Source organism: Clostridium aciditolerans, from assembly GCF_016316925.1.
GTDB lineage: Bacteria > Bacillota > Clostridia > Clostridiales > Clostridiaceae > Clostridium_AM > Clostridium_AM aciditolerans.
Genome location: NZ_JAEEGB010000002.1, coordinates 40,670 through 61,069, shown reverse-complemented (window position 1 = coordinate 61,069; position 20,400 = coordinate 40,670). Strand labels below are relative to the sequence as shown.

Sequence of the window (20,400 nt, the reverse complement as noted above, 5' to 3'; positions counted from 1 at the left end):
AAATATCTTATAGTTGTACTGCTTTAATATAAAATTCTCTTAATAGTAAGTGTATCCAAAATCATAGCTTTCATCTATAGTTTCATTTTCTTTTATATCAATTGTTCCAACAGTAAACTTGTAGAGATTCAAATTAAAATATTCAAAATCCTTCCAATCATTAACTAAAGGCATTAATAGATTTTTAGGATAATCATCTATTGGTTCATGTATGTTTCTAGTTGTTTTATTAGAAACTATTAATATTACGTATTTTCCAACTGGAATATCGTTGATTTCGTAGTTACCATATCCATTTGCTGTTTTAAAAAATAATATACCTTTTTTATCTTCAGATATAGAACCTAACATAGCAAAGGGCTTCGCTTCTTTATCTGTCATAGAACTTTTATTAAATTTCTCTGGTATTAAATAAATTTTAGCCCCAACATCTGGTTTAGTTCCGATAACTTTATTATATTGCCATGTAACAGTTCCTTTTAAATTACCTTTTTTATTTGACGAAGCTTTTACTTGTCCACTACTGTTGTTTTCACTGAGTTTTTCTTCATGACTTTTTATTAATTCTACATTGTATTTTTCAATTTCGTTAAGGTTCTCTCCATTATAGCTTGGGTCTGGTTTATACCATGCTTTTTTTTCAAAATAGTTTTTTGCCTCAGGTGTTGTAAAAACATATCCATGTCTTGCAAAAATCTCATTTCGTGCAAGAGAAAATGTTGATAAGTTAAATTTCGCAATTTCCTCCTCACTTATCTTTTCTTTATCACTGTTAGGCAAAATATAATCTTTTGAATTTGTTTCATTAGCTTTGGAGTCTTTTACATTTGAATCATCTTTTTTATCTGTATTTGATGTTGTATTATAAGCATTTACTTTTTTATCATTCTTTTGTGACAACATATTTACTCCTGCAGCTATACCAGTAGATGTCAATGATATTATTAATAAAATTGTTAGGGGTGCGTTTATCATTTTCTTCCCATTTAACGCCCTAAATATTAAACTTATAAAAAAAATCATTAGTCCTGCTAATCCAGCAAAAAACACGTATGCTAATTCACTAACCATAAACTATTGCAACCTCCATTGGTCTGCATAAATTTTCCAAAATTGTTGTATATGTTACCTTTCTTGATTATTTTTAACTACATATACTAATTATACATATATCATTAAAATCCTCTCTTTTTTTATTAAAAAACAATATAAATCCTATCGGTATAAATTTTGATATGAAATTTTTGACTCCTGAATTAAGAGAAAACTATAACAACTTTTTAAGAAAGGCAAAAGCAAGATTGTACTCGGAAGGTCTACTGATGTCTACAGCCCTGGCATCAAAAACAAGTGCTACTAAAGTAGGTACATGGTATGAAGTCCATGACTATAAAGCTCATGGTGAAATTTCAGATTTTGTTGCCTTAATGACTTATGAATGGGGATATAGTGGTTGCCCACCAATGGCTGTATCGCCAATAGGTCCTGTGAGACAATTAATTGAATATGCTTTAACGGAAATGCCTGCTTCTAAAATTATGATGGGCCAAAACGCAAATACTATTAAAGAATGGATAGCTTTGATTTAGCTATCCATTCTTTTAATAATTTAATCTTAAGATAAGTGCTAAAAGTTTTTCGCTTTTTCTTCAGCCTTTTCAATTGCATTTTTTACAATTGCTTCTACATCTTCACCAATAACATCTAGCTTATCTGCTGATATTGTAGTAAAGTCAGTTATACCAAAGAAACCAAAGATTGTTCTTAAATATCTATCCCCCATTTCATATGCTGCAGCTGGTCCCTCTGAATATCCGCCACCTCTTGTAACAATATGAACTGCTTTTTTCCCTTGACATAGACCAACTGGTCCCTCTGCAGTATATTTAAATGTGATTCCTGTAACACATACATAATCAATGTATGCCTTAAGTATTGCAGGAATACTTAAGTTCCACATTGGTGCTGCAATTATATACTTATCTGCTTCAGCAAATTGATATGCATATTTTAAAATTGGATGCTTTCTACTCTCATCAGTCTTAGGTCCAAAAACGCTATTCAAATCTTCTCCTTTTAGAAATCCTATACCCTCTTTGTATAGATCTAAAGTTATAATTTCATCGTTAGGATTTTGTTCTCTGTACTGTTCAACAAATTTGTCTGAAATTTTAAAAGTTCTTGATACTCCTGCTGGTTTTACATTTGCTTTAATATATAATACTTTACTCACAGTAATTTACCTCACTTTAAATTTAATTTAATATCTAATATTTTTCGTGATTATTATTTTTCTATACATACAAATAGAAGACCTTGAAAAATAAAATAAGGATATGACAAAATAGCCATATCCCTAACCAAAAAGCTTTTCTACAACGACTTTCCCAATTCTTCTGCTTTCATAAGTGCATCCGTCGCTTCAATAGCACCTTTTTCACTAACTTTCGGAACTGCCAGCACTCCTCTGTCTTCCCACTTCATATAGTGAGCAATCTCTCTATATGTTGTTATTATCCCATCGAATACGTTCGTCCCCTCATCAGCCCCGCATACAATCAGAAGACTTTCTTTGATTTTCAGAGGTCGTTTACAACTTTTCCCTAGATAAGCATACATTTTATCAATGACTGCTTTGATTTGTGCAGAAAAGTTAAACCAATATAATGGTGTAGAAAATACAATGACATCTGCTGCTTCTAATAAAGGTGCAAGTTCATCAAAGTCATCTTGGAAAGAGCATGGTTTTCCTTTGCTCCAGCATGTTTCACAGGCTTTGCAGCCGCCAATTTCTTTCCTTGCAGTTTCAAATTTTATTACTTCATGTCCAATTGATTCTGCTCCTTTTATAAAAGAATCTGCCATTTTATCACTATTACCATTTTTTCTCGCACTGCCAGTCAATACCAATATATTTTTCTTTTCCAACCTATCTCACCTCTAATATCGTTAAATCTTTTTTTCTATTATATCATACATACCTGCTAAAGAATTTATTTCTAAGGTTAATTATAGATGCCGATATTTCATTATTTCCTACTATTTTGACTTAGCTAATTAATAATTATATTATAAATTTAATTTACAAAGCTTACTTAATAAGAATAAACAGTTGAAAAATTTAGGTAATTATTTGATTTTATTATCTACTATTCATATAATGTAATTATCTTCCTATGGAAAATGATTAATTGTAAACAATATAAGGGGTCTAAAAATATGGAGAGAGAAAAGATATTAGAGGATATAAAAATACAAACAAAGAATGGAAATCATATTATTGGTGTAGCAACAGGTACAGGCATGACAGCAAAGTATGCTGAAAAAGGTGGGGCTGATTTTCTTTTAGTGCTAAATTCCGGTAGATTTCGACAAATGGGAAGAAGTTCGTTAGCAGGTTTTCTGCCATTTTGCAATAGTAATGATATGGTAATGGACTTTGCTTCAAAAGAGATAATACCCTTAGTAAAAGACATGCCTATCATTTTTGGATTTAATGCAACTGACCCTACCAAAAATATAGAAAGCTACATAGATAAAATAAAAGATATGGGCTTTTCAGGTATTAATAACTACCCCACAGTTGGACTTATAGATAGTCAATTTGGTGAGGCTCTCGAAGAAGCCGGATGTCATTATTTGATTGAAGTAGAAGCTATAAGAGTTGCCCATGCTAAAAATATGTTTACAGTTGCCTTTGTATTTAACGAAATACAAGCAGAACAAATGATTAATGCTGGTGCTGACGCCATTTGCGTGCATTTAGGGTTAACAGGTGGAGGATTATTAGGGGCAAAAAAAGTATTTTCACTTGAAGCTGCAAAGGCGAAGATGGAAAAGATATTTAATAAATGCAATGAATTAAATCCAGATGCAATTAAATTAATATATGGTGGTCCTGTAAAAACACCAATTGATGTTCAATATATGTATAGCAATAACGATGCCTTGATGGGATATATAGGTGGATCAGCTTTTGAGAGGATTCCATCGGAAAAATCTATTACAAATATAACAAAAGCCTTTAAAGTATCGGCGCAGCTTGATGAAGATGATTTATTGCTTAAGATGCTAGACGGAGTTACAAAACACTATAACTATGTTGAATTTGTGAAGGAATATGTTGCTCAAAATTATATGAATGATATTTCATTTTTAGATTTAGCTAAGGTAGCTCATGTATCTAGAGGTTACTTAAGTAGTCTTTTTAAAAAAGAGGTAGGTTGTAGTTTTCCAGAGTATCTAGTTAAATTTCGTATAAATAAAGCAGTAGAAATCATAAATAAAGAAAATATACAGTTATCGGATTTAGCAGAATTAGTTGGTTATCAAGATTATGCGCAGTTTAGCAAAATGTTTAAAAAGTATAAAGGGTGTTCTCCAAAACAATTTAGGTCTAAAAATATAACATAAACACAAAAACGTAGTACATAACAACGTTTACATTAAGAAGTGAAAAAAGTATGATTAACTTATGATTTTGTTATGAGAACGTTCTCCAATCCTGTTTATATAACTAGGTAAACTAAATTTATTGAGGAGGTTATGAAATTGAAGACAATCGCTATTGCAGGAACATTCGATACGAAAGGTGCTGAATATTCATATGTAAAGGAGTTGATTGAAAGTTTGGGTTTAGATACTTTCACCATTCACACTGGTGTGTTTGATCCAACCTTTAAACCAGACGTATCAAACAGTGAAGTAGCTGAGGCAGCAGGTACAGACATAAGAACTCTAGCTTCTAAAAAAGATAGAGCATTAGCAACAGAAGTATTATCAAAGGGAATGGAAAAATTACTGCCTGAATTATATAAGCAAGGTAAATTTGATGGTATTATCTCCTTTGGTGGTAGTGGCGGGACTTCACTGGTAACACCAGCTATGAGAACACTGCCTATTGGTGTGCCAAAAGTTATGGTATCAACAGTTGCCTCTGGAAATACTTCTCAATACGTAGGCACAAGTGATATTATTATGATGCCTTCTGTAGTAGATGTTGCAGGGCTTAACTCAATTTCAACAAAGATTTTTTCAAATGCTGTATTTGCAATTGCAGGTATGGTTAAATTTGAAAACACAAAAGTAATGGATAAAAAACCATTGATTGCTGCGACTATGTTTGGGGTAACAACTCCCTGTGTTACGGCAGCTAGAGAATATCTTGAAGCTAGAGGGTATGAAGTACTTGTGTTCCATGCAACAGGTATAGGTGGACAATCTATGGAGGCACTTATTGATGCTGGCTTTATTGAAGGTGTGCTAGATCTTACTACAACAGAATGGGCAGACGAAATTATTGGCGGGGTTTTGAATGCAGGGCCACATCGTTTAGAGGCAGCGGCTAGAAACCATATTCCACAGGTTGTATCAGTTGGGGCACTTGATATGTGCAACTTTGGCCCTTATGATACAGTGCCAAGAAAATTTGAAGGCCGCAATTTATATAAACATAACCCTACAGTAACACTTATGAGAACAAACATTGAGGAAAATGAAGCAATCGGTAAAAAGCTTGTTGAAAAGTTAAATATGGCAAAAGAAAAAACTGCTTTATTTTTACCTCTAAAAGGCGTATCGGGAATAGACGTAGAAGGCCAACCATTCTATGGCGTAGAAGAAGATAAAGTGTTATTTGACATTTTAAGAAATGGTATAAACAAAAATGTTGTAGAAGTAGTTGAAATGGATTGTGCTATTAATGATGTAAAGTTTGCTGAAGCAGCAGCACAAAAATTAATAGATTTAATGAATAAATAAGACCATAGATATATTATAAATCAATAAAAAACTATGAACAAAAATATAAATTTATAGGAGGGTTTATAAATGAATACAATGACAAGAAAAGAAATCATAGAGAAATTCAAGGAAGAAGTTAAAAATGGAAAGATACTATTAGGCGTAGGTGCTGGTACAGGTATTACCGCTAAAAGTAGTGAAGCTGGTGGAGCTGATATGCTTATCATCTATAATTCCGGAAGATATAGAATGGCAGGCCGTGGTTCGTTAGCTGGATTGTTATCTTATGGAGATGCAAATCAAATTGTAGTTGAAATGGGTTCTGAAGTACTGCCTGTTGTAAAACACACTCCAGTACTAGCTGGTGTATGTGGAACTGATCCTTTTAGAGTTATGGATGTATATTTAAAACAGCTAAAAGAACTAGGATTTAATGGAGTTCAAAACTTTCCGACAGTAGGTTTGATTGATGGTGTATTCAGACAAAATTTAGAAGAAACAGGCATGGGATATGACTTAGAGGTAGAAATGATTAGAAAAGCGCATGAATTGGACATGCTTACAACTCCTTATGTATTTGATCCAGAACAAGCAAAAGCAATGGCAGCGGCTGGAGCAGATATCCTAGTAGCACATATGGGCTTGACTACAAAAGGTACAATTGGAGCAAAAACAGCTCTTACATTAGATGATTGTGTGAAGAAGATTGAAGCTATTATTAAAGCTGGTAAAGAAGTTAATCCAGATATTATGGTAATCTGCCACGGAGGACCTATTGCAGAACCAGAAGATGCTGCATATGTGATTGAAAGAACAAAAGGAATAGATGGATTCTTTGGTGCATCTAGTATTGAAAGATTTGCTGCTGAAAGAGGTATTAAAGAGCAAACATCGTCATTTAAATCAATAACAAAATAAGTATAAGAACAATCGAATATTTTATTAGGTGCAAGATACTTATAATTCAAAACATCTTGCATCTAACTTTTATTCCCAAATATATTTTTATTTATTAATAAATTATAGAAAGTCCATCCTTTTATTTGTTGCCTTCTACCCTATTTTTACCTTTCTCTGTAGCTGCTGTTTTTCTTTTCATAGTTTTTATGTTATCTACATGTCTAAATCTCATCGCTGACCAATTATCATCAATTGATACTTGAGATACAGGTTCAAATTCGTAAGGCGAAAAAACTTCCCATGCTTTTGTTCTATTTATATCTGATTTATACCTTTTAGAAGTTCCTTTTGGGTAGCAAAGCCATAAATGCCCATCATTTTCTAATACCTCAATTAGATTATTTGCTATACTTTTGGCCTTGCATAAATCTATTTCAAATACTTGTATAAATTTATACTTGCCGCTTATAGTTGTATGAATGTCTGATGTAATTTCAGCTAAAATATCTTTATACTCCTCTGGTGCATTTAAAACTAAAACTGGGTTTTGTGTTGTCAAACCTAATTTCTTTAAAATAGGGTTCATAGCATATCCTCCAAATATTTAATTTAAGTAATCATAATTGTATCATAAATGATTTTAACATTTATCCTCAATATAGTATATATAATTAAAGCTATACATACTATTAAAAATCATGTCTTATATTTAGCATAAAATACTATAAGTAAATGATAGCACTAAATATTATTGCATTTTTATACTCATGTATATACTTCTTCATGCTGCTTTCTCTCCTGCTCTATACATTCAAATAAAAGTATGAACTAAGTATCTTGTGGAAAATTTATGTATATGATGATATAATTGTAAAAGACGAATTTTATAAGGAGATTTTATTATGAAAAAAAATGTCAGAAATATAATCATTGTCTTAGGTATGATATCAATTTCGATAATTGGGATAGGTTCATATATGATTACGCTAAGGCCAGATACTAACTCAGCATCACATATAGAGATTAAGAATGAGACTAAGAATGAAGTGAAAACTAACTCTACAATAAAGGAAAACGATGTTAGTACAAAAAATAATACTAGGCTCGAAGTAGCAGCAAGCATACATCTGATGGCTAATGGTCTGGTGGTTGCAGAAGATAATGCAAAAGATGGAGTAAAAGCTATGACTCAAGATGAATTAAATGCTACTTATAAGCTAATTCAAACCTTACCAGAAGGACCTGAAAAAACTAACTTTATAGAAATTATAACAAGATGGAAGAATTGCGATTTTTCTCAGATTGTAGAAGATCACAATACAGTATGGAAAATACTAGGTGAGGGACAGCCAGAAGGTTCACTAAAAGGACGTGCCATTAAAATTAATGAACCAGCTATAAAACCTACTATTAATCTTATTAAAAGAGGAGATTATTTAAAAGACGAATAACAGATTAAACATTATTAATAAGTTCTATTGTATCTAATTTTATCCTAATGACGAAACTACTTCTTCACTTGTTCGAACCTGACCTATCCTAGGAAAGATATATCTACAAACATAATCATGTTCTTCCTTCATTGATGCAGTCATTGCATCTTCCACAAAAATTTGATTATAGCCATGTTGATACGCTTCTCTTGCTGTAGTATCTACACCAATTCCAGTAGAAATACCGCATAGTACAATAGTATCAATTCCACGACGTCGTAACTGTAAATCAAGGTCAGTACCATAGAATGCTCCCCATTGTCTTTTGGTGATGGTATGAGCATTTTTAATATTTGCTAATTCAGGCACAAAGCTATCCCAACCTTTTGGTAATTGCATTGAATTAGTATTTGAATCTGTTTTTGGCTTTGGCATATCTTTTCCATCTGTAGAAGAAACTCTTAGAAGGGCCACAAATCTTCCATTTTTTCTCTCCTATTCATTTTGCTATATATATTATGATTATTAATTTAAGCTAGCTTTTTATATACTGAAGAATAAACCCATAATGCATTTATCAATAACAATGTACTTGTAATAAAAAATACATATCTAATACCCAAATAGGCTGATATTTGTCCACCTAAAATTGAACCTCCAAATACACCTAGATACGATGCCGACATGTTAAAACCGAAAACTCTACCTGTAAGGGAATCTGGTGTAATTCTCTTAATTAAGGCATTAACAGAAGGAAGCAATCCTGCTGTTGCTAAGCCTAATAAAAAACGAAGTGCCATCAACTGCCAAGGATTTCTTACAAAGGCTTGTGGTATAAAAATTACTCCTGATACTAAAAGTGCAACTAACATAACCTTCTGTGGTCCAATTTTATCAGAAATTTTCCCCAATCTTGGAGCAGCAATTATACTTGCCATCCCTGAGGCTGAGAATGTCATTCCAGCAAGCAGTGCGACATGGTTAGTGCTGCTAGACAACTGGGTAACATATATTGTTATGATTGGTTCTATAGAGAATAATGCCAAGGTTAATACAAAAGATGTAACAAACATTGTGATAATTAAGCTTCTGTTTGGAATAAGGTTCCATATCTCTTTAGTACCAAGAACCTTTTTTTCTTGACGATTAAAAGTCTCCTTTACAAATAAAACAGTTGTAATGAATGCAATAAATAGCAGCGCACCTGTTATAAAAAATACATTTTGTAATCCAAAGTTTTCTCCTATATAACCACCAACCATTGGTCCAAGCAGAGAGCCTGCAATAGATGCTGTAGAAAGTGTACCTAAAGCCCATCCTGCATGTTCCTTATCTGTCTGAGTTGCAATCAAGGTAGTGCAAGCGGTGCTATATCCTGTTATAACTCCCTGCAGCAATCTTAATCCTATCAGTTGATATACATTGCGTGCAAAACCCATGCTAAATACAACTAATGCCATACCAAGGCTTGCTCGCAGAAGCATTGGCTTTCGTCCAAACTTATCAGCAGCCCGCCCCCAAATTGGCGAAAAGACAGCTGAAATTATAAAAGTAACACCAAAAGCAATTCCTGAGAATTGTTCAATTAAAGCTGTACTATGAACTCCAAGGTGTTTTATATATAGCGGCAATACTGGAGCAATCTGACTCATGCCTACACTTGTCACAAACATTCCAAACCAGCAAACTATTAAATTTCTTTTCCATACCTTCATGAATATAAGCCTTCCTTCTGCTATGCTTTAATTGTTGTAAAAAAGTACTTAACAATTCTATCCTCATTTTATCCTCCTTAGCTCAGGTTAAAAAGCAATAAAAATTAGAAAATTAATAGTGCAACAACTTGTTGCACTATTAAAATAAATCCCATTTTATAATATTAATTAGATATAAATCCAACACCTTATTTCTAAGGAAGCCTATCTTTTTTAAAATTCTATCAAATTATAGGCTACTCAGTATAACAAACAATAGGGGTTCCTGGTACAATATTATCATATATTGCATTTGCTAAACTATATGGTGAGTTTATGCAGCCATGAGAACCATTTTTCACATAAATATCTTTTCCAAACTCTGTTCTCCAAGTTGCATCATGAATGCCTATATTCCCATTAAAAGGCATCCAAAAATCAACTGGTGTACTATAATTTTCTCCCTTTAATGTAGCATTTCTTTCTTTATAATTTAACACATATGTCCCTGCAGGAGTTCCTAAATTTTGACTTGCATTTCCAGTAACAACATCTCCTTCTGTAACAAGAGCACCATTTTTATAAAACCATAAATGTTGTTTTGTTAAATTGATTTCTACATATGTGTTTCCAATATCGTCAGTATTATGAGATGCTGCCTTTTGTAAATATATTGGCTCTTTCGTTACATCTTTACCTTTTTTTATAACTTCAATTAAACTCTTTACTTCTTCAGGTTTGTTAATAATCCATCCATAGTTACCACCAGATACTTGTACTACCTTTGCCGATGATGTAGTAAAAGTTCTTGTTTTTCCAAATGTATTATACTTAGCAGATAATGAATCTACATAAGTTCTAATCTGCCCTTCATTAAATGCAACATTCATATTTTCATCTACATAAAGCCATTTATTTATAGTTGAACCATCTACCACTTCTTTGTTATCACCAAATGTATGTGTAATCTTCAAACTAGTATATTTATTAAGAAGATCCATAGCTTCTTTAGCCTCTTTAGATTTTAACGTATACTTTGGTTTTTCATAACAATTAGCCTCATCTAGATTTAATATGTTTTTTTGATTTAAAATTGCATTTTCTACATTTTCGTATACAGCATCTTTCTTTATTTTATTTCCGTTAACTTCAGCTATCATCTTGTACCCATCATTTGAATACTCAAAAGAAACATTTTTAGGTTCAGTTACCTTCTTACTACTAAAGAAATTCTCCTTGTTTAATTTTTCTTTTAACAATTCTTTATCGAAGGTTATTAGGCCGTCTATTTGCACCTGATTTTTACTAAAAAGTGAGGTAATCCACTTAAATGGATTTTGTTTGTTTTTAAGCTCTTTAATTCTATCTTTTTCATTACAAACTAATCCAATTTCATTTCCGTTAATTTTACTCTTAACTCCATCTCGTCCTTCTACTTCTAATGAATATGTAGAAATAACTGATGATATTTTTTCTTCTGCTCCATTTATAGTTTTAAATGAAACATCAATTCCATTAATTTGAGTACCAGAATAAAAATGATTCATATAAAATATTGACATTCCTAAATACATAAAAATTAAAGTACTTATTACTATTATAATTCCTTTTTTATTATTCATAATTTTATTCTTTTGTTTTCTTCTCTGCTTTCTCATAATAAATATCATCCCTTTGGTTATGGTTAATATACAAAATTTTACAAAAATCTTGATCTTATTTTAATTTTTCATTTCTTAATAAATTATATTTACTTTCCGCCTATATAGTTATCATCTCAAAAAGCTCATCTAACACTTCCTTATATTTATTTTTGCAACTTGATTAAATAGATCATTACTTCTCCTACGTTTCTTTCATCCATTATCATATCATAATATTTATTTACTTTGTATCTTTACTTTTTTCTATTTTGAATTATACTCTTCACTTATAAGCTTTACTCATTGAAATGCTCTGTCTAAATTCTTTTTTTACAATAACTATATATTTATTAGTACTATCACCACCTTATTTTAATTCTACTATCAAATATTCTTAATTATGAATATTTAAATTGAACTAAGCACTAATATATAAGATTTTATGTTTTAAAATACCTTTTATATTTTATCACCATATTTACAATAAATATATAAATTAAGAGAACATACTCAAAATTTTATATTATAAACAAGATTAATTAATTTATTAAAGGTCTTCATGTATTTCTGCCCTTATTTTCATAAATTTTACTTTCCTCCACCTAATATAACATCTAATACTAATGTTTGCCTCTAGTTATTTATTCTCCCTTCATATTAATGACGGAGTAGAGATATAAAAAGTTTTGTAAAATTTAAAATTATGATTCTTATATTTTATTATGTACCATCTTTATATGCCTCTATATAAATAAAAAGCTATAAAACCATTTAAGTAGTCCTATAGCTACATTACCTCTTCTTTTTAATTAATTGAGTATTCAATTGATACTGTAGTATCCGCTTGCGGAACTCTGCAAGCGTCTATTCGCCTAACTTTTTAGCTATTAGGATTTTATGTTCATAAGTTAAAAAATATCACGGATTTTTTCATAGTCCTTGCCTAATTCTCTTTGCATTACTTCCTGGAAAATACCAGCGCTTTTATAAAAATACATATCATGTCTTACACATTCAGCAGCAAGTGCTATCATAGGTTTGCTTTCTGTCCAAATAACTTCAGCCATGCTGTTGCTTAGAATTTGCCCAAAAACAACCTCTTTCATATCTGAAACAAGTGTAATCCACCTGCCCCCCATTTCTTTGCGCTTTTCATCTACCAAACCATGTCTACAATATTTTTTTAATGGAACCTCCGAATCTTCATTGTTGCTAAAATAAATAATGCCCATTCTAACATCTTGTTTTTCTAACTTCTGTATATCCTTTAACACATTTGGTAAATCTTCTTCCCATATCTGCATCAATAGTTCACTCTTTGTCTTTTTAATAATTTCTCTACATTTTGCAAATACATTAGAATTTTGGCGGATATGCCATATGTAATCTAAATCAGTTTTTACAGGATATTCTTTTAATCGTTCTGTAAGATTCTCCAATACATCTGACGTTTCATGTTTTACTCTTTGTGCTATTTCATCTATTGGAACTGCTGCATATCTATTATTATTTTCTTGCTCTGTAAAAAGAATAAATCCCTTTGAAACCAATGATTCCAATATATTATAGATTTTGGATCGCGCTACTGATGATAACTTGCTTGCTTCATAACCGGAGGTACTTCCGTGTCGAAGTAATGCTAGATATACTTTTGCTTCTGCATCAGTTAAACCAATTTTATTTAACAAAATAATTTCATTATCTACCATATTTATATCCTTCCCTGACTTTATTCTATATTTATACTTATTGCTATAATATATTACCACAATATACTACCATAAAACTCCAAACATAGAAATACTCTTTTAATTAATACAAGAAGGAACTGCCATAAGACTAATTGCATCCTATGGCAGTTCCTTTTAATATAATAATCTGAGGGATAACGGTATAGCAATAGTATCTATTATATACTTTTTACCAAGGCTGCATAGCTCCGCCTTCTTCTGCTGGTCTGCAGTTCTTTGCCAATAATGCGAGACAGCCTTTTTGTTCTTTAAGAGGCGGACATACCCAATTTTTTCTTCTCTCTGCTAATTCCTCTTCTGATACTTCTAATGTTACTTCTCCTTTAATTGTATCTACTACAATAACATCACCATTTTCTACAAGTGCAATATTACCACCATCGTATGCTTCTGGTGATACGTGTCCTACAATTGCTCCGTAGTTGAATCCTGAGAATCTGGCATCTGTTACAAGTCCTACACTCTTATGCAAGCCGTAGCCTACTAAAGCGTCTGTAGTAAGCATCATCTCTTTCATACCTGGGGAACCTTTACATCCTTCATAACGGATAACAATTACATCACCTGGTACAATTTCACCTTTTTCAATTGCTGCCAAGGATTCAAAGTCATTGCTGAATACTTTTGCTTTTCCTTTGAAGTATTTCATTTCCTTAGGCACACCTGTTGGTCTTACGATAGCACCATTTGGAGAAAGATTACCGCGCAGAACTTTAAGCCCTGGTTCGTTGTATAATGGGTCATTAAGACTTCTGATAATATCTGTGCTTTCTACTTTTACGTTAGCTAAAATATCTTTCCATGTTTTCCCTGTAATAGTTGGAACATCTGTGTAAAGTTTGCTTTCAATCATCTTCATAACAGCTAGAACTCCGCCTGCATAGTGGAAATCTACTACTGTATATGGACCGCTTGGAATGACACCTGTAATACAAGGAATTTCTTCAGCATATTTTTCAAAGTCTGCCATTGTAATTTTGATACCAAGCTCATATGCAATGCTTAAGATGTGTAATACTGCATTTGTTGATCCTGCAACTGCCATATCAAACATAATTGCATTTAACAATGTTTCTTTTGTAATTAAGTCAGAAGGCTTACGGCCAGATTTAATCAATTCTACCATGTAAGCTCCTGCTTCTCTTGCTTTACGTATCTTTAAGTTATCAGATGCAGGAATCGTACCTGTTCCTGGAAGAACCAAGTTCATAACTTCTCCAAGCATTTGCATTGTATTTGCTGTTCCCATTGATGGACAAGCACCATAAGATGGACATACGTGCTCTTCCATATCCGCTAATTTTTCTTCGCTTTCACCACCAAGTACTGCAACGTCAAGCTCTGCTTCTACAACTTTTTTACCACAATAGTTTCCAGGCTGCATAGAACCACCAGTGATAACCATTGCCGGGATATCCAGTCTAGCTGCTGCTAAATATGTGCCTGCGATAATATTGTCGCAAGACGCAATCATTGCCAAGCCGTCAAAATGATGTACCTTTGTAACAAATTCAATAGACATTGCTACGATATCACGGCCAACTTGTTCATATTTTAATTCTTCTGCCCCATTTGCTACGTTACCACATGTTGCAGGGATTCCGAATTCTACAGGAATACCGCCTGCAGCCCAAATTCCTTGTTTTACTGCTTCAGCGATTTGGCGAAGATGGGCACTACCTGGAGAACCTTCCATAAATGAGTTTGGTACTCCAATGTGAGGTTTGTGCTTAATGTCGCTGTCTGTATATCCAGCCGCTTTTAACATAACACGACGATGCGCTGCTTTTGGTCCATTCCAATATGCTCTATTACCTTCCATTTTTCTTCCCCCTTATATCCCCTTAAAAATTTGGCTCAATGATTAGATCTTCTGATTTTATTTGTTCTACAACTTGTTTTTGCCAGTCTTCCTGTTTAATATCTTCAAAAGATACTGATACATGGCCTTCACTACAACCAAGTTCCTCAACGGTTAATTTTTGTATTTTCTTTGCAAGATCTTCTTTTACTTCTAGGCTTCTTCCTGGATACATCTTTACTGAAATATGCGGCATAATATTTTCCCCTTTCTATTATATTAACTCCATTTGGTTCCAATACCTTGTTCTATTGCTTTATCATAAATATACTTTGCAGTTATCAGGTCTTGTGTTCCGATTCCTACAGTTTTAAATACGATGATTTCATCATCATTTTCTCTTCCTACTACATTTCCCAGAATAACTTCTCCTAAATCACCTGTGAAATCATCTTTTGTAATTGTTCCATTTTCAAGCGGAATTAAGATATCCCCTGCTTCTGATAATACAGCTTCGACCGAATCAAAATAAATCTTGCTTGCTCTTGTTAATATTACTGGATCCATTTCCTGCATGTGGTGCTGATAAGATCCAACGCAACTGATTGTTGCACCTCTTTTCACTTTGCTTCCATCAAATACAGGCTTTGAAGAAGGAGTCACTGTAATAATCAGGTCAGCATCTTCAATTGCTTCATCGGAGCTTTCTGCTGCTACAATCTTTGTTCCATACTCCTTTAATTCTTCCTGCATCTTTGCTGCAAAGGCTTTTGTTCTTTCAAAGTTTAAATCATATACTTTTACCTCTTCAATATCACGGGCAACGATCATAGCCTCTAACTGTGTAGCTGCCTGTCCACCTGTTCCGATCAATGCACCTTTTTTAGCATCTTTTCTTCCTAATATATCAAATGCTGCCCCTGATGCGGCCCCTGTTCGAAGTTGAGTAACATATGTTCCATCTAAAATTGCATTTACAAATCCATTTGTTCCATCCACTAGCAATACCTGTGCTGGTGCTGATATAATTCCTTTATCAATATTTTTCGGAAAAATATTAATAATTTTCAATGATGCGCAATCTATATCCGATACATATGCTGGCATGAACAAGAATGTACCATCATGCTTTGGTGCAGGAATTTGAGTACGAAGTGGTACAACACTTTTCCCTTCTGTAAAAATACGAAAAGCATCTTTATCAGCCTCAATGGCATCTTTCATTGAAAATACTTTTTTAATGTCCTTTCTTGATAATAATAACATAATTAATTCTCCTTTTTACTGTAGATTTTAATGTCTATTAATATAACGTGAAAAATAGTATTGAATTATTCAGCTCTTGTTAGTTCTAGGTTCTTGTTACTTTTTGCAATATCCCTAAAGAAAGTAAAGGATGTATAAATCATTACTGCTACTACAATCCACGTCAACGTTTTCAACGGAATGGATTTAATAAAGAAGTAAGCTGCAAGCACACCTAATGTTCCGAAAATAGAAATATACACAGTAGCCTTTCGATTATATTTTCCTTCCTTAATAAATTTTACACTTGCAGATGGCATAAGAAAAGCACAAGATCCCATCATAATTGGAAAAGCTGCAGCAATATTCATTCCAAGTGAACTTACAAGTGCCATACAAGGTGCATATAACCCTATTCCCATTGTCATAAAAACACCTAACAATAGATTTACCACTATGCCTATAACTAATTTTCCACCGTATAGTGCAGTGGCAGTTCCCATTGCACCAAATGGTCCTAACCCTAATGTTCTACAAGCCATAGTAAATGCCACTATGAGCAGTGCTACACCTAATACTGTTCTGACCACTTTTACTGACCATTTAGAAACAATCGTAGCTCCAGCCACAGCACCGACCACTGCAGCTGCAATCATGCTTACCAAAGTAAGAGTATCTACTTTTACCAAATCCAAAAACAATATAAACTCTGTAATAACAGGTATGGTAAATGCTACATTGCCTGTCCCGCATAACAGTTGATCTGGACAAGATTTTGTAAATCTAAATGCAGCCATACTTGTTGCCATACTTCCAATCCCTAATGTATCTAACAAATTTGTTACAAAGCCAATAATTGAATGTGTCGCCACGTGCTTTTTTGTAAAATCTTCTTTGTGAGCAATGCAATCCTTTACCAAATATACAATGAAAAATATAGCATATGCTATAATCGCCACCCTGAAAACCGTTACAATATTCATAATTGTAATCCCCCTATAATACAATTTGTTTTATCTTATTATGAAACTCCTTCTCCTTTCGTCGAATGAGTAAGCGATCATCTCAAAATCATAGATTTTGGATGCCTGCTTATCATATAATGGCCAATTATATGCATTGAGTGTTTTAAGGAGGGTATTATATGTATATCCCCTTAGTAGCTTTGTAACGTATCCCCCTATAGTAACTATTATACATTTAAAATCTTCTTTGTCAATCTATATATCTATAATTTAACAATTAATTTTCAGATTTTTATGTATTTTCTAATTTTAACATTATACTTTTACGTATTTTATAATTTCAACCTTATATTTTTACATATATTCCATATATTTCTACACTTTTAAATCTCAACAGTATCATTGTATACACTAATCATTTCTATTCATTTTCTGTTTTTGATAAATCTATATCAATTTATCCGATGTCTACCGCTACTAACACTCCAAAGCACTCTGCTTTTCTTAAAGTTGGAGATAAGTGGCGCTTGCCTCCTCTTCTATTGATAGATGATTTAAATACTAAGCTGTATATTCTAAAGAGTTTAATTATAAATTAACACCTGAAGAGAGAATCAAGCTTGAAACAAAAAAAATTAAACGGCCTTAGCCCAATGGAATTTAGGGCTTTAGCCGCTTAAATTAATTTGATAGAAGATTTGATAAAACGCAGAAGCTGCTAAAATCGATAACAATACAGAGAATGGCATGAATAAAAAGAAGCTATTAAAATAAATATATGCATCAAAGGTGTATTCCATTTTTATGACTACATAAGGAAAATACATTAATGCTGTGATAGTAACACTAACAATGGCTACAATGCATATGGCGAACATTCTCACCATATTAAGCATCAGGTGCGGCACAATACTATTTGTTAATATTCCAATTTTATGTTTGTTCACACGATAAAATTCTATCAAGGTTAGTAGTGCAAATAAACCTCCACTGATTAATGCACCAACGATACAAGGTTTTATAATCAAATCATAAGCCGTAGTTTGAGCAAGCATATTTCCCTTTAGATTATACCCTACTATTGGAGAAATTATGGTAAGTAGCATAATCATATAAACAACTTTTAAGTGAAGTATACGATTTAATTCCACTCTAAGATAAGAAAAGAATCTCATTGTTTCCTCACCTCTTTCCCCATAATCAGATGCATATAGGCATCCTCAAGGGTAGGTTTTGAAGTATGTTCTTCAAACACTATAGCATCATTATAAGCCAAAGCAATCAATTGCTCCGGTGTGCCGTCAAATAAAATTTGACCATACTTAATAACAATCAATCGATCACATTCAGGCTGTACATCCTCAATTATTTTGGTGGATAGCAAAAGAATCTTGTCCTGTGCAACTTGAGAAAGTAGATTACGAAAATTAATACGTTCCTCTAAATCAAATCCATCAGTGGGTTCGTCAAAAATCAATAGTTCTGGGCTTCCCATAAGGGCCTGAGCAACTCCTATACGCTGTCTTTCTCCACTAGATAAAGTGGAAATGATAGCTTCCTGTTTATCCATCAGATTTGTCTTTTGAATAACTTCCTTAATGACCTTCCTGCTATTTTCTATTCCTTTAAGTGCCGCTATATAATCAAGAAACTGCCATACAGTAAGTTCATCATAAAGTCCAAAGGATTGGGGCAAGTACCCCAAATTAGCTTTTAGCTTTTTCTCATTCTTAGTCAAAGGTACATCATCTACAAAAATTTGCCCACTAGTCGGTAATAGTTCTCCTATTAGCAGCCTTATAAAAGTTGACTTTCCCGCCCCGTTAGGACCTAAAATCCAAATGAGGCTGGGGCTTTTTATTTCTATAGAAAGATTCTGTAATGCTCTTTTACCCTTTGGATATGTCATATTTAAATTTTCAACGGAAATCTTCATAAATATTATTATCCTTTCTTGCAGTTAAAGGGGTAAAGTGTTTTTTATATTTGTGTATTGAAAGCTTTATAAAATGATAAAAGCAATATACCATTATAAATATTTCAGGAAAAGCATATCTCCCTTGTCCTTCTGTTACAAAATATACTCCTGTAAACATATAAAACAATATTACATTATACAAAGTATATTTGCTTAAAAGTTGCGTTCTTCCTTTCCATATGCATCTTAAAGTTACCACACTGTAAATTAATATATATACTATCGCTAGCGCAAAAATTGTGCTTCTAATATCATTAGTAACAGTAAATATAATAGCTTTAGCAGAATCACTTACTTGACTTCCATAAGTGCTGTAAAGTACATCATCACCCCAGAAATATACATTAAATAACCTTTTAAAACCTAATTCTATAAACTGCATTGGATGAGATTTTATCCATGTTTTGGCCGCTTTAGATAGCATCTTATTTTTCTGCGTCATATTAGCTATCTTGTATTCTTCTGTTTTTACAATAGAATTTTCTACATTTTCTACTGGCATCCATCTTCCCATTTTATTTTGAGAATTATTATTTATATATAAAACAATTCCTCCATTGTTAGATACATAGGTAAACTGACCTACAAGCTTTGAGTTTCTATATATCCATGGTGATATAATGATAGTGGAAACTATTAAGACTATTAATGATTTTTTTATAGAGAGGATAACTTTTTTCTCTATTAATAATTCCACTAAAAATATAGCAAAGAAATATGCAATAAAAAAAGGTTTTATCAATGTATTCAGTCCTGTAAGTATCCCTATATATATGTACTTATATTTAATATCACTAAAATATATAAAAGTACTAAAAATAAGTATAGTAGTAAATAACAGTTCTGTGGCTATTAAACTATTATAAAATATGTTATTAGGCATAAAAACAAATAATGTAAATATTATTTTTCTATCTCTTTCTTTTAAATTCACCCTTTTTATAACAGCATAAAACGTTACGTAACTTGCAAAAGTTAAAGACAAATTAAGAAGCTTTGCTTTGAATAAACTTGCTCCAAAGAGTTTAAAAACTCCTGCTAAAAGCATGCAGTATCCTACTGATGTATAAGTATCACCCCAGGGAAGACCATTTGCTATCTCTACTGATAATCTATAATAATAATCAAAATCTGAAAATGGCTTAGTATCTATAAGTAATACCCATAATACACATAATGCCATTCCCAGGATCATCATAATTCTATAATAATTTTCACCCTTTAAAATAAATTTTTTCATATTCATCC

At 32.4% G+C, this 20,400-nt stretch carries 19 protein-coding genes and 1 pseudogene; 5 read left to right on the top strand and 15 right to left on the bottom strand.

Features of this window, described 5'->3' with window-relative positions; genetic code table 11:
• Nucleotides 1-39 precede the first annotated feature (39 nt).
• Nucleotides 40-1,071 (bottom strand): YARHG domain-containing protein, encoded by a 1,032-nt coding sequence (locus tag I6U51_RS00975; protein WP_211140742.1) that lies wholly within the window; start codon nucleotides 1,069-1,071, stop codon nucleotides 40-42.
• A 164-nt stretch (nucleotides 1,072-1,235) separates the two neighbouring features.
• Here I6U51_RS00975 and I6U51_RS00970 point away from each other — a divergent pair, with 164 nt between their 5' ends.
• Nucleotides 1,236-1,589: a glycoside hydrolase family 18 protein gene (locus tag I6U51_RS00970; RefSeq protein ID WP_246517020.1), complete on the top strand. Its 354-nt coding sequence runs from the start codon at nucleotides 1,236-1,238 to the stop codon at nucleotides 1,587-1,589.
• A 38-nt stretch (nucleotides 1,590-1,627) separates the two neighbouring features.
• Here the strand turns inward: I6U51_RS00970 and I6U51_RS00965 are convergent, their stop codons facing one another.
• Together I6U51_RS00965 and I6U51_RS00960 are read right to left on the bottom strand one after the other, a co-directional pair.
• Nucleotides 1,628-2,233: an FMN-dependent NADH-azoreductase gene (locus I6U51_RS00965; RefSeq protein ID WP_211140741.1), complete on the bottom strand. Its 606-nt coding sequence runs from the start codon at nucleotides 2,231-2,233 to the stop codon at nucleotides 1,628-1,630.
• A 140-nt stretch (nucleotides 2,234-2,373) separates the two neighbouring features.
• Nucleotides 2,374-2,928, bottom strand: a complete 555-nt coding sequence (locus tag I6U51_RS00960) for a flavodoxin family protein (protein ID WP_211140740.1) — start codon at nucleotides 2,926-2,928, stop codon at nucleotides 2,374-2,376.
• A gap of 291 nt (nucleotides 2,929-3,219) precedes the next feature.
• Here I6U51_RS00960 and I6U51_RS00955 point away from each other — a divergent pair, with 291 nt between their 5' ends.
• The 3 genes from I6U51_RS00955 (at nucleotide 3,220) to I6U51_RS00945 (ending at nucleotide 6,660) form a co-directional block, all read left to right on the top strand.
• On the top strand, nucleotides 3,220-4,413 hold the full coding sequence (locus tag I6U51_RS00955) for a phosphoenolpyruvate hydrolase family protein (RefSeq protein WP_211140739.1): 1,194 nt from the start codon (nucleotides 3,220-3,222) through the stop codon (nucleotides 4,411-4,413).
• 138 nt (nucleotides 4,414-4,551) lie between these two features.
• Nucleotides 4,552-5,760 (top strand): Tm-1-like ATP-binding domain-containing protein, encoded by a 1,209-nt coding sequence (locus tag I6U51_RS00950; RefSeq protein ID WP_211140738.1) that lies wholly within the window; start codon nucleotides 4,552-4,554, stop codon nucleotides 5,758-5,760.
• A gap of 69 nt (nucleotides 5,761-5,829) precedes the next feature.
• Nucleotides 5,830-6,660 (top strand): phosphoenolpyruvate hydrolase family protein, encoded by an 831-nt coding sequence (locus I6U51_RS00945; protein WP_211140737.1) that lies wholly within the window; start codon nucleotides 5,830-5,832, stop codon nucleotides 6,658-6,660.
• Nucleotides 6,661-6,781: 121 nt separating this feature from the next.
• On the opposite strand, the gene I6U51_RS00940 is transcribed toward I6U51_RS00945, so the two are convergent.
• Nucleotides 6,782-7,228: a hypothetical protein gene (locus tag I6U51_RS00940; RefSeq protein ID WP_211140736.1), complete on the bottom strand. Its 447-nt coding sequence runs from the start codon at nucleotides 7,226-7,228 to the stop codon at nucleotides 6,782-6,784.
• A gap of 316 nt (nucleotides 7,229-7,544) precedes the next feature.
• Here I6U51_RS00940 and I6U51_RS00935 point away from each other — a divergent pair, with 316 nt between their 5' ends.
• Entirely contained in the window at nucleotides 7,545-8,093 is a 549-nt protein-coding gene (locus I6U51_RS00935) for a DUF6241 domain-containing protein (RefSeq protein ID WP_211140735.1), read from the top strand.
• A gap of 39 nt (nucleotides 8,094-8,132) precedes the next feature.
• On the opposite strand, the pseudogene I6U51_RS00930 reads toward I6U51_RS00935, so the two are convergent.
• From I6U51_RS00930 to I6U51_RS00880, 11 genes and pseudogenes are all read right to left on the bottom strand, one after another.
• Nucleotides 8,133-8,558, bottom strand: a pseudogene (locus tag I6U51_RS00930) (isochorismatase family protein); the annotation flags it as partial.
• Nucleotides 8,559-8,605: 47 nt separating this feature from the next.
• Nucleotides 8,606-9,790, bottom strand: a complete 1,185-nt coding sequence (locus I6U51_RS00925; RefSeq protein WP_211140733.1) for a multidrug efflux MFS transporter — start codon at nucleotides 9,788-9,790, stop codon at nucleotides 8,606-8,608.
• A 236-nt stretch (nucleotides 9,791-10,026) separates the two neighbouring features.
• A complete protein-coding gene (locus I6U51_RS00920; RefSeq protein ID WP_211140732.1) occupies nucleotides 10,027-11,427 on the bottom strand; it encodes a L,D-transpeptidase family protein in 1,401 nt (466 codons plus the stop codon).
• An 893-nt stretch (nucleotides 11,428-12,320) separates the two neighbouring features.
• Nucleotides 12,321-13,121 (bottom strand): TrmB family transcriptional regulator, encoded by an 801-nt coding sequence (locus I6U51_RS00915; protein ID WP_211140731.1) that lies wholly within the window; start codon nucleotides 13,119-13,121, stop codon nucleotides 12,321-12,323.
• Between the two features lie 211 nt (nucleotides 13,122-13,332).
• A complete protein-coding gene (ilvD, locus tag I6U51_RS00910) occupies nucleotides 13,333-14,985 on the bottom strand; it encodes a dihydroxy-acid dehydratase (RefSeq protein ID WP_211140730.1) in 1,653 nt (550 codons plus the stop codon).
• Nucleotides 14,986-15,007: 22 nt separating this feature from the next.
• Complete coding sequence (locus tag I6U51_RS00905; protein WP_211140729.1) at nucleotides 15,008-15,220, bottom strand: tautomerase family protein; 213 nt, start codon at nucleotides 15,218-15,220, stop codon at nucleotides 15,008-15,010.
• A 23-nt stretch (nucleotides 15,221-15,243) separates the two neighbouring features.
• Complete coding sequence (locus tag I6U51_RS00900; RefSeq protein WP_211140728.1) at nucleotides 15,244-16,230, bottom strand: ornithine cyclodeaminase family protein; 987 nt, start codon at nucleotides 16,228-16,230, stop codon at nucleotides 15,244-15,246.
• A 65-nt stretch (nucleotides 16,231-16,295) separates the two neighbouring features.
• A complete protein-coding gene (locus tag I6U51_RS00895; protein WP_211140727.1) occupies nucleotides 16,296-17,192 on the bottom strand; it encodes a TSUP family transporter in 897 nt (298 codons plus the stop codon).
• Between the two features lie 650 nt (nucleotides 17,193-17,842).
• Nucleotides 17,843-18,349, bottom strand: a complete 507-nt coding sequence (locus I6U51_RS00890) for a hypothetical protein (protein ID WP_211140726.1) — start codon at nucleotides 18,347-18,349, stop codon at nucleotides 17,843-17,845.
• Nucleotides 18,346-19,110, bottom strand: a complete 765-nt coding sequence (locus I6U51_RS00885) for an ABC transporter ATP-binding protein (RefSeq protein ID WP_211140725.1) — start codon at nucleotides 19,108-19,110, stop codon at nucleotides 18,346-18,348. The genes I6U51_RS00890 and I6U51_RS00885 overlap by 4 nt, the downstream gene beginning before the upstream one ends.
• Nucleotides 19,094-20,392: a glycosyltransferase family 39 protein gene (locus I6U51_RS00880; RefSeq protein ID WP_211140724.1), complete on the bottom strand. Its 1,299-nt coding sequence runs from the start codon at nucleotides 20,390-20,392 to the stop codon at nucleotides 19,094-19,096. Before I6U51_RS00880 ends, I6U51_RS00885 begins: the two co-directional genes overlap by 17 nt.
• Nucleotides 20,393-20,400: the final 8 nt, after the last annotated feature.